Raw genomic sequence first — 14,904 nt, 5'->3', positions numbered from 1 at the left:
ATCCACGTAAACGTTGCACGGTGTATATAATAGAAGTAAGAAGTAAGAAGTAAGAAGTAAGAAGTAAGAAGAACTCCATCCTAAGGAATTTTTTTAAACTGAAACAGAAAACCCAGGAGTATTTTCCTACACTTTTTGTTTTCATAATCTGCTCAAATCCTACGTGAATCTCAGTAAAAGAAAATTAAAAAGCAATAACGGAATAGTGATTTTTCCAGCTCAAAAGGAAAGTAAACGATTCCATCTTTCAACACGAAAATTCAGTTTAAAAAGATGGCATCTTTTAGTATTTACCGCATATAAATTTATCTACCGTAGGTAGACAAACTTCTTTGTTGAACTAAACGAACCTGCAGTTAGTCGATACAAATAGACTCCAGAACTTAATCCATACTTAACAGCATTGAACTCAACTTCATATTCACCAGCTTGTTTTGGCTCGTTCACAAGTGTAGTTACTTCACGACCGAGCAAATCAAAGACCGTTAAAGTGCAGAATGCGGAATTCGGAATGCTGAATTTAATTTTTGTTGTTGAGTTAAATGGATTAGGATTGTTTTGGAATAGATTAAATCCATTAACTATATTTTTTTCACCTTCTACACTTTTTGGTAAGCTATAATACAAAAATAATTCTTTCGCTATGAACCCGATTAAAATACCATCTGGATTTGTAACTTTTAGAGGTTCATCCTCTGGTACCCACTGGCCATTTTCCCATTCATCACCAAATAGATGAATTAAATTATTTTTATCATCATATTCATAAAATACTCTAAACCAATTTTCCCAATTATTATATACTATCTTTTGAAAGTTTTCAAGAACTAAATTGTTATTTTCATCATATTCAAATAGTCCCAAAGCAAAATCAATCCATTGTTGTTCTTGCCAGGTTTTTGAAAGAATAGCAATCGTATTATGATTTTCATCGTATTCAAAAATACCTATTCGAGAATTTATCCACTGGTTGTTTATCCATTCTTGGAATAGTGCAGAATCTTTTAAGTAATTCGAAGTGTATGTATTAATTATTCTTGAGTTATTTACCCATTCGTTATCAATCCATTTTTGACCCACAGACACTAATAAATTTCTTCCATAAAAATAGTTTTCATATTTAAAACTATTCACAAATTCCTCCTCATTGAAATACTGATGCAAATGAAAAATCCTATTCTCCAATGAATCATAATTATAAACATCCTTCGCATCTTTGAGCCATTCGCCTGATGATGTATTAAACCATTCCCAAAGAACCGATTCAAGATTTCCTTCAGAATTGTATGTGTTTGTATGTTTATCGAGATTAATCCATTCGCCATTAGACCAAACTGCATTTGTGAAATAATTTAATGATAAATCATTATTATAATAATATGCAATCCTATTTCTATCACCGTATGTACTTATATAAATAAGACTATCTAAAACTCCAGTAGAACTATTTCTTTTTAACGGAGTAAAAGTTGATATATTGTAAATATTTCTTATGGGGAATAAATTGTTAATATTTCCATTTGTTGAGATATAAGATTGTGTCTGTGGAAAAACTTCTGTCACTAATAGACAATAAAACAAAAGGCAAATAAGTTTATTTATAAAATGCATCTCTGACTCCTTTAAAAATAAATTCCTACAATGAAATGATGCGTATTGACAATCTTACTATCGTATTTAAACATGTATCTAAAATCAAGATTTAATTTTGAAGAAATATGATATGATGTACCGGCTCCTAATATTATTCCATATGAATTATCCGGAAGCTCTTCTTTTTTTTGGTCTCCCTTAAATTCGGCAGGTATCTCATCTATTGAATTATAAGACCAAACTTCAGATGGCGAAGTCTTTATGAACGTATTCATAAAGTTATAAACTACATCTATTGAAATATACGGCGAGAAAGTGCTTTGATTGAAATTATATTGAATGCCTAAGGTAAGCGGGAAAATATCATAATCTTTACTTATTAAATTATATTTACGTGCAAAAAATATGCGAATAGTATCAATACCAGGATATTCAGAGTAATTTCTTACAGTGTAATTGTAAGGATAAGGTTGAATTGTCCTAAAATAACCGGTAGAGGTTTTCAGATTAAGTGAAGATATGAGATTCGTTTTAAGTTCTACAAGAAAATCCCCTCTAATGTTGTCTGTATTATAAAAATTAATACCACCATAAAAACCAATATCAAAATTGGAAAAAGGTTTGACTTCTTGTGCTTCTAAAACGCCGACTGAAATAAATGATAGAATTAATAATATTTTTTTCATTATATAACCTTATAATTATTCTGACTCATTATGTTTCATAAAATATTTAAAAAGAGCAAGCTTTACCTTGCTCTTATGATTTTATTTGATTAATAACATTTTCTTTATTTCAGTAAACTCACCGGCACTTATTTTATAGATATAGATACCTGGCGGCAGATTATTAGCATCGAAATTCACAGAATGATTTTCTGCAGACATTTCTTCATTTACAAGGGTAGCAACTTTTTTTCCAAGTATGTCATAAACTTTTAAAGTGACGAATGCTGAATGTGGAATATTGAATTTAATTTTCGTAGTCGGATTGAACGGATTGGGATAATTTTGACTTAGAGAGAATGAATAATTTAAATTCTTTGTCCCAATTTTATTCATTGAATTTCCATAATTCAGCTCAACTGCGGATGTATAATTCGAATAATTATTATAAACATCTTTAGCTCTTAATTTATATTGCACTTTTGAAGGACCGGAACCGGCAGTGGTTATGGAATAATCAATATAATAATTACTATTTCCATTAACTGAATCAAGAGTTTGCCATGAAGTCCAATTTCCATTTCCTTCTGCATCAAGTCTTCTGTCAATATAATATCCAAAAGAATTTAGAGTAACATCGATTTCAGAGTTTAAAGTCCAGGTAAGTTTTGGCGAATAGTATCCTTGTGCTTCATATGCTTGAACACTTATATTTTGTGGTGCTGATGGAGCATAATTATCAACAACATAAAAATATAATGTAAAACTCGTATACATATAAAAATTTGTCTGATAAGTGTTATAATCAATATCCACCCACACACGTCCTTGAACATTCCAAGTTCCCACTTTCAGACATTCATGCAAACCCTGACCACTTGATAAAGCACTCCAACTTGACCAATTTCCATCAGGATCTTGAAATCTTGCACCCCATTCACTAACACTGTACCTAGTGGGCTCTGCCCAAACATGATAAGCTACTAAGGCATGACCATCTTGATTACTGTAAAAAGTTTGTCCATTAGTATAAATATACCCTGGACCATCATTCAAGAAATAAACATTAGCACCAAATGTTAAAATATTAGCGCCAAAAAATAAAATAAGAAAAGATAACTTTTTCATTTTTATTTCTCCTATAGTTTTTGATTTTCACTTACTAAAGAAAATTTTTCAAGACATTCTCATTCAGGTAAATCCTGTCATGAACTTATCTTGCTCTTTGGCCGATAATCGACAAGCACCCACCTCCGCTTTTAATTTGGTGACTATATGAATATTTTGAAAGAGTTGAATCCACGTAAACGTTGCACGGTGTATATAATAGAAGTAAGAAGTAAGAAGTAAGAAGTAAGAAGTAAGAAGAACTCCATCCTAAGGAATTTTTTTAAACTGAAACAGAAAACCCAGGAGTATTTTCCTACACTTTTTGTTTTCATAATCTGCTCAAATCCTATGTGAATCTCAGTAAAGGAAAATTAAAAAGCAATAGGGTGGCAAAGATTTTCCTATCTCCAATGAAATATTTCAACGATGTATAGGATTTACAGTTTTATCCTATTTATTATTCTTGGTTTGAGCTTAATCTGATAATCAAATACTTAGTGAGTTGAGTGAATAAAATTTTTATTATTCGTATCTCAAACTGAATTGACATTACAGCGCTTAATCAATATTTTTGAATAAAATATTTCTATGATTGAACAGTATATCCCGTTATTTCTTGCAATAGTTGTCGCCATTCTGTTTTCGTTATTCCTAATGAAAAGCTCTTCATGGTTCGGACCGCAAAGACCCGATCCATCAAAGCTATCAACTTACGAAAGCGGAATGGAGCCGGTCAAAACAGCACGTGAAAGATTCTCAGTAAAGTTTTATATGGTTGCGATGCTCTTTATTATTTTTGATATCGAAGTTGTTTTTCTTTATCCGTGGGCTGTAAATCTTAAATCGCTTATGAACTCTATGGGATTGTTCATAATCATAGAAATGATAGTATTCATTTTAATTCTTCTTGTCGGATATTTTTATATCCTAAAGAAAGGAGCCCTTAAATGGGACTAGAAACTGGATTCGGTGAAGGTTTTATCACCACGCAGATAAGCGCACTGATCGGTTGGGCAAGAAAAAATTCGCTCTGGCCTATGCCGCTTGGAATTTCCTGCTGTGCGATTGAAATGATGGCTGCTGCTGATCCGCGATTTGATATTTCACGCTTCGGTTCTGAGGTTATGAGATTTACTCCTCGTCAATGCGATTTGATGATTGTGGCAGGAACTGTTACGTATAAAATGGCAAAGGTAGTCAGAAAAATTTACGATCAAATGCCTGATCCGAAATGGGTGATCTCAATGGGTGCATGTGCATCGAGCGGCGGAATGTTCAGGTCATACTCGGTTGTGCAAGGCATCGATCAATTCATCCCGGTTGATGTTTACACTGCAGGCTGCCCGCCTCGCCCTGAAAACTTATTAGCCGCACTGATGGAGATCCAAAAGAAAGTCGGTAAATCGAGTGTACTCGAATATCAAAACAAACCAATGATTGAACTTCCCGTATTGAACAAATGACAGAATTAATTGAAAAGAAACTAAAAGAAAATTTTTCCGATTCCATTCTTGATGTGATTTACTTTAGAGGCGAGCAGACGTTCATCGTCGACAAAAGTAAGATAGTTGGCATTCTCACATTTTTAAGAGATGATTCGGAACTGTCTTTTAATTTTTTAATTGATCTTTGCGGAGCCGATCGTGCAAAACGAAAAGACCGGTTTGAAGTTGTCTATCAACTTTTCTCGCTAAAAAATAAAGTTCAATTAAGAATAAAATGCCGAGTAGATGAAAAATATTTGAATATTGATTCAGTAAGTGATGTATTTGGGACAGCAAATTGGCACGAACGCGAAACTTATGATATGTACGGCATTATATTCAACAATCATCCCGATCTTCGACGCATGTACATGCCCGAAGATTATGAATACTATCCCCTAAGAAAAGATTTTCCACTGCTTGGAATTCCAGGCTCAATTCCTCTCCCGAAAAATAAATGAATACTTCCAGCGAACAATTACCCAAAACTAAAATACTAGAATCACTCCTGGCAAAAGATACCGGAGTTTATTTCGAAGATGCACTTGAAAGCGGAATGGTGCTTAATATCGGTCCGCAGCATCCGGCAACTCATGGTGTATTACGCTTGCTTGTACAGCTTGATGGAGAGACAGTGATTGGCTGCGTACCTGAACTTGGCTACCTCCACCGTGGTTTTGAGAAAATTGCTGAGAACTCCACATATCATGAATTCATTCCGCATACCGATCGATTAGATTATCTCGCTCCATTGAGCAATAATACCGCATTCACTTTTGCTGTTGAAAAATTAGCTGGAATTGAGTGCACAAAACGTGCTCAATATATTCGCATGCTGATCTCAGAAATGGCTCGTATTGCTTCTCATCTCGTTGCGCTTGGTACAATGGCGATGGATGTTGGTGCGCTTACTGTTTTGCTCTGGGGCTTCCGAGAAAGAGAAAAACTTCAAGATATTATGGATGTTTTAACAGGCGCGAGATTTACAACAAGTTACACTCGGGTTGGAGGTGTTGCGAGCGATTGGACTTCCGTATGCACACAAATGCTGGAAAAATTTCTTGATGAATTTGATCACAATCTCGAAGAGATGGAAAAGCTTTTAAATACAAATAAAATTTTCCTGCAGAGAACAGAGAATCTTGGAGTAATATCTGCTGAGAAAGCTATCGACATGGGACTTACGGGTCCGAATCTCCGTGCTTCAGGCGTTGAGTACGATTTAAGACGAGCAGTTCCCTATTTGGATTACAACAGTATTGATTTCAACATCATTACATACAAAGAAGGGGATTCGCTGGCGCGGTATTTCGTAAGATGCGACGAAATGAGAGAGAGCGCAAAGATTTTGCGACAATGTCTCGATAAACTCCCTCAAGGATCAATTCATACGGACGATCCGAAAAAAGTTCTTCCTCAGAAAGTTGATGTTTATACTAAAATGGAAGAATTGATTCACGATTTTATGTTGATAAACTTCGGGATCAATCCGCCGGTTGGTGAAATTTATTCAAGCGTTGAAAATCCAAAGGGAGAATTAGGATTTTATCTTGTGAGCGATGGTTCAGGCCATCCATGGAGATGCAAGATTCGATCTCCGTCGATGGTGAATTTGCAGAGTCTTCCGCTCTTCATTCAAGGGCACATGATTTCTGATATTGTTGCAGTAATCGGAAGTATGGATCCGGTTATGGGAGAAGCGGATAAATAATCGGAGTGGCGAGTGAAAATAGAATTTAACGAAAACGAATTAAAGCAAGTTGAAGAAATAAAAAAGCGGTATCCAACTACTCAGGCTGCATTGATGCCTGTTTTATATATGATCCAAGAAAAGTACGGCTGGATTTCGAAAGAGACGATGCAGTTTGCCGCACAACTTTTGGACATAACCGAAGAGCATGTTTTGGGAGTTGTAACCTTTTATACCATGTACAACTCGAAACCTGTGGGTAAATATCACCTCCAGGTTTGTACAAATGTTTCGTGCATGATTCGCGGTGCTTACGATTTAATGAAATCGATTGAACAGGAATTGGGGATTAGAAAAGGTGAAACAACATCGGACCAGAAATTTACGATTACAGAAGTTGAATGTTTGGGTTCTTGCGGTACAGCTCCTATGATTCAAGTCAACGATGATTATTATGAAAACCTTACAATCGAATCTACGAGAACCTTACTTTCCAATTTGAAGAACAACTGAAAATGACTGAAAAGATTTTACTTAAAGATATTCCAAATTATCGCGACATCGAAGTTTACAAGCAGCATGGCGGCTATCAAATTTTTAAGAAAGCTCTTCAGCGAAAACCGGAAGAAATTATTGATGAAGTAAAGAAGTCCGGATTGCGCGGCAGAGGCGGAGCCTGTTTTCCAACCGGAATGAAATGGGGTTTCATGCCGAAAGGGGGCGAAAAACCTAATTATCTCTGTATCAATGGTGATGAAAGTGAACCGGGTTCATTCAAAGACAGACAGATTTTTGAATTCAATCCTCATCAATTGATCGAGGGAATTTTGATTTCGGCTTATGCGATCAATTCACCCACGTGCTACATCTACATTCGCGGCGAATACGGCAAGTGGATCAAGTTGATGCAAAAAGCTCTTGACGATGCTTACTCTCAAGGATTTGTTGGTGAAGAAATGAAAAAAACTTTTAAGTGTGATTTCTTCACGAATATTTATATTCACAAAGGAGCAGGTGCGTACATTTGCGGTGAAGAATCTGCATTGATGAATTCGATCGAAGGTAAACGCGGTTATCCAAGAGTTAAACCGCCGTTCCCTCCGCAGTATGGTTTGTGGGGATGCCCGACCACAGTCAATAATGTTGAAACCATTTCGAATATCCCGGCAATTGTCGATAAAGGCGGCGAGTGGTTTGCAAGCATCGGCGAACCGAAACATCCAGGAACACTCTTGTTTGGCATAAGCGGACATGTGAATAACCCCGGAGTTTACGAATTACCCACTGGTACATTGTTAAGCGATATTATTTATAAATATGCAGGGGGAGTTCCAGGCGATAAAAAAATTAAATCTGTTATTCCGGGAGGTTCTTCTGTGCCCCCGCTTCGAAGCGAGCAAATTGATGGGCTGAAAATGGATGCGGAATCTTTGAAAGCTGCTGGTTCTTCAATAGGCACAGGTGGTATCATCGTAATGGATGAGGACTCCGACATGGTAAGAGTATTAACGAGAATAACACATTTTTATCATCATGAATCTTGCGGACAGTGTACTCCCTGCCGCGAAGGCACCGGCTGGATGTTGAAAGTCCTTCATAGAATTGAAGAAGGGAACGGAACATCACACGATCTTGATTTACTGATAGATGTCGCGAACAACATCGAAGGACACACTATTTGCGCCCTCGGTGATGCTGCCGCTTGGCCCGTGAAGTACACCATTGAAAGATTCAGAGACGAGTTTGAATCGCGTGTCAGCAAATCGCTGCAATTGCCGGTAATAAACAAAGTCCACTCGATGCGCGAAACTTCAGCACCTCTTGCTGAAGTGAATGTTGGGTGAGGATTTGAAAATAAAAAAAGCCCAATCCTTTTACATTGGGCTTCTATTTCTAATTAAATTATTAATTCCGTCTACCTCAATCCAAGAGTAACTTTTAGTGTGATTTCTTCTTCACCGCGTTTGACTACGACGTCGACTTCTTCACCTGGTTTGTGATCTTGCATTGAGTACATGTAATCGTAAATGTTCTTTATGTCTTTCCCGGCGAATTTAATAATTATATCACCGGCTTTTAATCCGGCTTTTTCAGCTGGGCTCCCATCACTTACACCGCTTAGCTTAAATCCTTCAACTTGGGTTGTCATATCTGGAACTGTACCTACATAAACTCGAGTTGCGGCACCAGGGCGTCTTTCTCGTGGCTCGCTTTTAGTTTTTGTGAAAGCGATTGCGTCCTCTTTTTGATTGACAGCTTCAGCCATATCGTAAACGAATCGGCTAATTTTTTCCAATCCCGAATGATTAATTTTATCGAAATCATCACTTGGTTTATGGTAGTCGGAATGCGTTCCAGTGAAATAGAATAATACAGGAATATCTTTTGAATAGAATGATGAATGATCACTCGGTCCAAATCCGTCATCTATAAAATTCAGTTTAAAGTTGTAAAAAGAATTTTTTTCATTTAACAGGTCTTTCCAAGCTGGAGAAGTTCCTGTGCCATAAACAGTAAGACTGTTTTCTTGGTTCAATCTCCCAACCATATCTAAGTTATACATCGCAGTGATTTTATCGAGAGGGATAGTTGGAGTTTTAACAAAATGTGCTGAACCGAGAAGCCCCATCTCTTCACCGGAGAAAGTCATGAAAACCATACTTCTTTTTAACAACTTTCTTTTAGCAGAAAATTGTTGTGCTAGCTCCAACACAGCTGAAGTGCCGGATGCATTGTCATCAGCTCCATTATGAATTTCAGGTTCTTTTGAGGATGAGAGCGAGCCGCGTCCTCCCATTCCAAGATGGTCGTAGTGTGCGCCAATCACAATGTATTCATTTTTATAAACTGGATTTTCACTCTCGACAAGCCCGATAACATTTCTTGTCCATTTTTTAACCGGTTCCAATCCGACAGATATTGAAGCATTTGAATTCGCAAAGTAAAATGATTTAGCTGCTTTAAGAGAATCCATTTCCTTTTGCAGTGCGAGCAAATCTTTTCCGGCGACTTGGAATATTTCTTCCGCCACCTTGGTGGTTATTGAAACAATTGGCAGTCCAGCGTCACCGCCGAGCTGTTCAACATTAAGCTTTATGAATGAATCATCTTCATATGTATTCGGTCCAGTGAAGAATATTACTCCTTTCGCTCCTTTATTCCGTACTGAAGAAGCTTTATAACGAGTTGAACTGTAATCGGCAAAATCACCGCGTGGTTTGTCTCCTTCGGGAGAATAACGAAGGACAAGTGCAATCTTGTCTTTAACGTCGACATCTGCGAAATCGTTGTAACCAAGCTTTTCAGCTTCAATTCCGTAACCTGCAAAGACTATTTCTCCAGTGACTGAGGTGTTAGCAGAGAATCCAAGCGGCGAATATGTTTCGTTCAATACAAAAGCGAATTTTTTCTCCCCAATATCTAGCGATAATGAGTTGTTTTCAGTTAATTCAACCCCGGTAGTCACTTCGAAGTTTTGAAAATAACCTGAATCGCCTAGTGGTTTTAATCCGAAGCTTTTAAAATTGTCTGCAATATATTCGGCTGCAATGTTAATTTCATCCGTTCCAGTTCCTCTCCCTTTCAATTCATCTGATGCGAGATATGTCAGATGTTTCATTGCGTCTTGTGCAGTTATCTCACTCTCGGTTTCTGGGACTTTAGAGGTCGAACATGAAATGATCCCGAGTGCGATCGTAAAACTTAGAACTACTAGAAATATCTTTTTCATATTATCTCCTATTTTTTTTTTACGGTCGAAAGCTGTTAGGGAAGAACATCAAATTATTAGATTAATCCACCCAATCTGCAATGAAAACGTTTGTATCGCCTTCTTTAGCATTGAATCTATTCGAACAAAATACAAGTTTCTTTCCATCTTTGGTAAACATTGGGAATCCGTCAAAGGTTTCGTTGAATGTAACTTGCTCCAGACCGGTTCCATCTAAGTTTATAACGTAAAGGTCAAAGTTCCTTCGGCTCTGGCTGTTCACATTAGAACAAAAAATAATTCTTTTACCATCTGGATGGAAGAAAGGAGCGAAGTTTGCCGAACCATTGTTTGTGATTTGTTTCATATTCTTTCCATCGGCATCTGCTACAAAAATTTCAAGAGCTGTTGGTCTGACGAGTCCTTCAGTAACTAGTTCGTTGTAATCTTCTAAATCTTTATCGGTTTTTGGACGGCTTGCTCTAAAGACAATCTTCTTTCCATCCTGTGAGAAAAATGCACCTCCATCATATCCTTTTTCGAAAGTAATTCTTGTTTGGTTGCTTCCGTCAAGATTCATGGTATACAATTCCGGATCGCCGTCACGCGTAGATGTGAACACAATTTTATCTCCTTTAGGAGAAACGGTCGCTTCCGCATCATAGGTTTTTGTATCTGTGAGTTGTTTTAAGTTTGTTCCGTCTGCATTTGCAACAAACAGATCAAATGTATTATAAAGTTTCCAAACATATCCTTTTGATCGATCAGGAATTTCCGGGCAGTTTTCGTCATAGTGGTGTGTAGAGGCATAGATAATTTTATCATCGCCAGGTAAAAAATATGCACAAGTTGTTCTACCTTTTCCCGTGGATACTAATTTTTTATTTGAGCCGTTAAGATCCATAGTAAAAATTTGATCACACTCAAGGTCGCCAAATGTTGCTTGAAAGATTATCTGATCTTCTGCAAAAGCCAAGTATGCTTCTGCATTTTCTCCGCCATTTGTAAGCATCTTAATATTGCGGAGATGACGCTCACCGCTGAATTTATAGTTATCTTTGCTTTCGTCATACTGCATTTCTGTTTTCATTGAACTGCATCCGAACATTAGTATGGGCAATAAGATGCTGACAAATTTGATTCCGTATTTCATTTTTGTTCCTATAATTTTAAAATTTCGAGTCCAATTTAAGAAAATTTGTTTAGAAATCTTAAACAGGTTAAAATTTTCATCCGATAATAATGGAGAAATAAGTTTTTAATAATATTTTTAGTGCGAATGAATTAACGATATTTTTTATTATTTTCATATCCAAAACATGACAATAAATGGTGAATTATGCCAAGATCAATAGCTACATTTCAAGTTACACCTTCTTTACCTGAAAAGATCGCTCAATTAAAGGAAATCGCTTACAATCTTTATTGGTCCTGGAATATGGATGTGTTCGAGCTTTTTATGAGATTAGATGAAGATCTTTGGGAATCCACTCAGCACAATCCTGTACAGATGCTCGGGTTAATCTCTCAACAAAGGCTTGAGGAAGTCGCAAATGATCCTGGTTTTATCTCTCACATGTATAGAGCTTTCAACCAATTGCAGGAATATTTGTTTGAACCAACCTGGTATCAGCAAAATTTTAATAAATCAAATAAGTCAGTCATAGCATATTTTTCCATGGAGTATGGATTGACTGATTGCATGAAATTGTATTCTGGTGGATTAGGGGTGCTATCTGGAGATCACTTAAAATCAGCAAGTGATCTGGGTTTACCGCTTGTTGGTATCGGACTCGCGTATAAGGAGGGTTACTTTCAGCAATATTTGAATTCTGAAGGATGGCAGCTCGAGACATATCCAATAAACGATTTTCATAATCTGCCAATGACTCTCGCACTTGATTCGAAAAATCAACCTGCGAAAATTTCCGTTGACTTTCCTAACGGAAAAGTGTTCTGTCAAATTTGGAAAGTGAATGTTGGGAGAATCCCTCTATACCTTTTGGATTCAAACATAGTTGATAATAATCCTGAATATAGAGAGATAACCAGTGGGTTATATCGCGGAACAAAAGAAACACGGATTCAGCAAGAGGTCTTGCTGGGAGTAGGTGGGATAAGAGCACTTACTGCGTTTGGCTATCACCCCGAAGTCTGCCACATGAACGAAGGGCATAGTGCATTTTTAGCACTTGAGAGAATTCGAGTCACGATGAAAGAAATGAATATGAATTTCAAAGAAGCAATGCAGGTTGGATATCTCAGTAATGTTTTTACTACTCACACGCCTGTTCCAGCGGGGATAGATATTTTTTCATCTGATTTGATTGAAAAATATTTCAAACATTTCCGCGAAGAACTGAATCTATCTTACGAAGATTTTATGCGTCTTGGACATTTAGATTCACTTCCGACAAATTCTTTCAATATGGCTCACCTTGCTATGAAGATGTCCGGCAACATTAATGGTGTGAGTGAACTTCATTCTCATGTATCAAGGAAAATGTGGTCGTTTGGATGGAAGAGCGTTCCAATAGAAGAAATCCCGATCAAATACATTACGAATGGAGTTCATATTCGTTCTCATATTTCACACGATATAGATGATCTCTATATAAGATATCTTGGAGATGGCTGGATAAATAATCCAGTAGATTTTTCGGTTTGGAATAAGATCAATAAAATACCAGACATCGAGTTGTGGCGTACACATGAAAGGAGAAGAGAGAGACTAGTAGCTTTTGCAAGAGAAAATCTTCAAAAGCAGCTTACTCGACAGGGTGCTCCTAATTCTGAGATCATAAAAGCTTCCGAAGTTTTAGATCCTAATGCACTCACAATTGGATTTGCGAGAAGATTTGCAACATATAAACGAGCAACATTAATCTTTAAAGATTTAACACGCTTGAAAAAAATATTGCTTAATGAGGAATATCCAGTCCAATTAATTTTTGCCGGTAAAGCTCATCCACAGGATGATGAAGGGAAAAAATTGATTAAAGATATTTATATACTCAGTAAAGATTCACAATTAAGAAGAAAAATAGTATTTCTTGAGAATTATGACTTGAACATCGCCAGATATTTAGTCCAAGGCTGCGATATCTGGTTGAATACTCCAAGACGTCCATTAGAAGCTAGTGGTACAAGTGGTATGAAGTCTGTAGCGAATGGAGGTTTGCAGTTGAGTATATTGGATGGCTGGTGGTGCGAAGGTTATAAATCTGAGCTCGGCTGGTCGATTGGACTCGGAGAAGAGTACACCGATACAAAATATCAAGATGACGTTGAAGCAAATTTGCTCTATCAACTTCTTGAGGAAGAAATTGCGCCTTTGTTTTATAAACGAAGCTCCGATAATTTGCCAAGAGAGTGGATAGGGAAAATGAAAAGTTCACTGAAATACTTAACAGCATTCTTTAATAGCAACCGAATGGTTCACCAATATTTAATCGAATTCTACGACCCAATAATGGAAAAACGGTCGAAGTACAGTAAGGATACGTGGATAAAAATTAAAGAATTTGTTCAATGGAAGAGTAGGGTTGAATCACATTGGGCGGGTATTAAAGTTCGGAACATTGAATCTAAATCGGCAATAGAAATCACTGTTGGAGAGAATGTACCTCTTCGAGCTGAAGTATTTTTGGGTGAACTTACTTCTCCTGAAGTATCAGTTGAAATTTTTTATGGTAAATTAAACGGTACAGAGGAAATTCATGATGGTAAGGTTTCAATTATGAAACACTCACGGAAACTTGATGACGGCTGGCATTTATTTAATGGGGAAATTCCTAACAGTAAAAGCGGATTAATGGGATACACGCTAAGAGTTCTTCCGAACCATGAAATGATGGCTCATAAATTTGAAACAGGTTTAATTTATTGGGCTCAGTAAAAGTTCACTGAGTGAGATTTGTATTCAGAATTCTTATAGATGAATTTTGCCGAAAAAAACTTATTCTGGTGCAGCCATTCTAAAAAATATTTATCACCTTCCCACAATGGGAGATTAGGAACCTTATCCCAATCGATCCAATCAAGTTCACCTTCGTTAGAATCAATTAGCTCACCACTAAATTGGTTTGCTATAAAAACAAAAACATACCAATCATCCCATTCATCGAAAGATGGAAACGTGATGAATCCTTTCAGTAATGGATTGGAAATTTTTAATCCGCTTTCTTCCTCTACTTCTCTTATAACACATTCTTCTGGCGTTTCACCAATGTTAAACTTACCGCCAAGTCCATTCCACTTCCCTTTATGCATATCATCCAACCTTTTATTTCTATTGAGCATTAAGACTTTGTTTCCATCAAAAACGTAACAGAGCGTAGCCAATTTCATTTCATTGTACCTTTTATTTTGAGCCAAATATAATAACTCAAAATTGGAATTGTGAAATAATTATTTACAGTAGGTAAGAATTACAAGCAGATGTAAATACTTCCGATTAAGCGATTAATCTGTTGCAAAAAATGACATAATTCGAAAGAAATTTTGGCATGATTAATGCCGTTATTGAAGCGGATGAAATACCTCCATCAATAATGGATGAAAATAATAAATGAACGCTTGTAGCAATAAAAAATCGCAATTGTCTGAGAACCTAAGATTCATATTGAATTTTCATAGAATTATTCCGATTAT

At 36.6% G+C, this 14,904-nt stretch carries 13 protein-coding genes; 7 read left to right on the top strand and 6 right to left on the bottom strand.

The genetic code is table 11. The annotated features are described in order from the left end of the window. Positions 1-309 precede the first annotated feature (309 nt). The 3 genes from FJ213_10900 to FJ213_10890 all read right to left on the bottom strand — a co-directional run bounded on the left by FJ213_10900 (position 310) and on the right by FJ213_10890 (position 3,386). Positions 310-1,611 carry a T9SS type A sorting domain-containing protein gene (locus FJ213_10900; GenBank protein MBM4176662.1) on the bottom strand — a complete coding sequence of 434 codons (1,302 nt, stop codon included), beginning with the start codon at positions 1,609-1,611 and terminating at the stop codon, positions 310-312. An 11-nt stretch (positions 1,612-1,622) separates the two neighbouring features. Beyond that, positions 1,623-2,279, bottom strand: coding sequence for an autotransporter outer membrane beta-barrel domain-containing protein (locus tag FJ213_10895; protein MBM4176661.1), 657 nt, complete (start codon positions 2,277-2,279; stop codon positions 1,623-1,625). Positions 2,280-2,360: 81 nt separating this feature from the next. Next, the gene (locus tag FJ213_10890) at positions 2,361-3,386 is read right to left on the bottom strand and encodes a T9SS type A sorting domain-containing protein (GenBank protein MBM4176660.1); all 1,026 of its coding nucleotides are present in this window, start codon (positions 3,384-3,386) and stop codon (positions 2,361-2,363) included. 570 nt (positions 3,387-3,956) lie between these two features. On the opposite strand from FJ213_10890, the gene FJ213_10885 reads away from it, so the two are divergent. From FJ213_10885 to nuoF, 6 genes are read left to right on the top strand one after another with little or no spacing between them, the layout of a single operon-like run. Further along, positions 3,957-4,325 carry an NADH-quinone oxidoreductase subunit A gene (locus FJ213_10885; GenBank protein MBM4176659.1) on the top strand — a complete coding sequence of 123 codons (369 nt, stop codon included), beginning with the start codon at positions 3,957-3,959 and terminating at the stop codon, positions 4,323-4,325. Continuing rightward, positions 4,316-4,831: an NADH-quinone oxidoreductase subunit B gene (locus FJ213_10880; protein ID MBM4176658.1), complete on the top strand. Its 516-nt coding sequence runs from the start codon at positions 4,316-4,318 to the stop codon at positions 4,829-4,831. The genes FJ213_10885 and FJ213_10880 overlap by 10 nt, the downstream gene beginning before the upstream one ends. After that, positions 4,828-5,313, top strand: coding sequence for an NADH-quinone oxidoreductase subunit C (locus tag FJ213_10875; GenBank protein ID MBM4176657.1), 486 nt, complete (start codon positions 4,828-4,830; stop codon positions 5,311-5,313). The genes FJ213_10880 and FJ213_10875 overlap by 4 nt, the downstream gene beginning before the upstream one ends. Continuing rightward, complete coding sequence (gene nuoD, locus FJ213_10870) at positions 5,310-6,563, top strand: NADH dehydrogenase (quinone) subunit D (protein MBM4176656.1); 1,254 nt, start codon at positions 5,310-5,312, stop codon at positions 6,561-6,563. Before FJ213_10875 ends, nuoD begins: the two co-directional genes overlap by 4 nt. Before the next feature lie 12 nt (positions 6,564-6,575). Beyond that, on the top strand, positions 6,576-7,055 hold the full coding sequence (nuoE, locus tag FJ213_10865) for an NADH-quinone oxidoreductase subunit NuoE (protein ID MBM4176655.1): 480 nt from the start codon (positions 6,576-6,578) through the stop codon (positions 7,053-7,055). Between the two features lie 2 nt (positions 7,056-7,057). Next, positions 7,058-8,386, top strand: coding sequence for an NADH-quinone oxidoreductase subunit NuoF (gene nuoF / locus FJ213_10860; protein ID MBM4176654.1), 1,329 nt, complete (start codon positions 7,058-7,060; stop codon positions 8,384-8,386). Positions 8,387-8,457: 71 nt separating this feature from the next. On the opposite strand, the gene FJ213_10855 is transcribed toward nuoF, so the two are convergent. Both FJ213_10855 and FJ213_10850 read right to left on the bottom strand, forming a co-directional pair. Beyond that, positions 8,458-10,272 carry a M28 family peptidase gene (locus FJ213_10855; protein ID MBM4176653.1) on the bottom strand — a complete coding sequence of 605 codons (1,815 nt, stop codon included), beginning with the start codon at positions 10,270-10,272 and terminating at the stop codon, positions 8,458-8,460. Between the two features lie 61 nt (positions 10,273-10,333). Further along, on the bottom strand, positions 10,334-11,404 hold the full coding sequence (locus tag FJ213_10850) for a hypothetical protein (protein ID MBM4176652.1): 1,071 nt from the start codon (positions 11,402-11,404) through the stop codon (positions 10,334-10,336). 186 nt (positions 11,405-11,590) lie between these two features. Between FJ213_10850 and FJ213_10845 the strand changes: the two genes are divergently transcribed. Next, positions 11,591-14,149 carry a glycosyltransferase family 1 protein gene (locus tag FJ213_10845; GenBank protein ID MBM4176651.1) on the top strand — a complete coding sequence of 853 codons (2,559 nt, stop codon included), beginning with the start codon at positions 11,591-11,593 and terminating at the stop codon, positions 14,147-14,149. Here FJ213_10845 and FJ213_10840 read toward each other — a convergent pair. Then, positions 14,143-14,601, bottom strand: a complete 459-nt coding sequence (locus FJ213_10840; protein ID MBM4176650.1) for an 8-oxo-dGTP diphosphatase — start codon at positions 14,599-14,601, stop codon at positions 14,143-14,145. The genes FJ213_10845 and FJ213_10840 overlap by 7 nt on opposite strands. Positions 14,602-14,904 lie beyond the last annotated feature (303 nt).

The organism is Ignavibacteria bacterium (assembly GCA_016873845.1).
In the GTDB taxonomy this organism is placed as follows: Bacteria; Bacteroidota; Ignavibacteria; order Ch128b; family Ch128b; genus JAHJVF01.
Note: the sequence above shows the minus strand (reverse complement) of the source record. Positions and strands in the feature narration are given on the sequence as shown.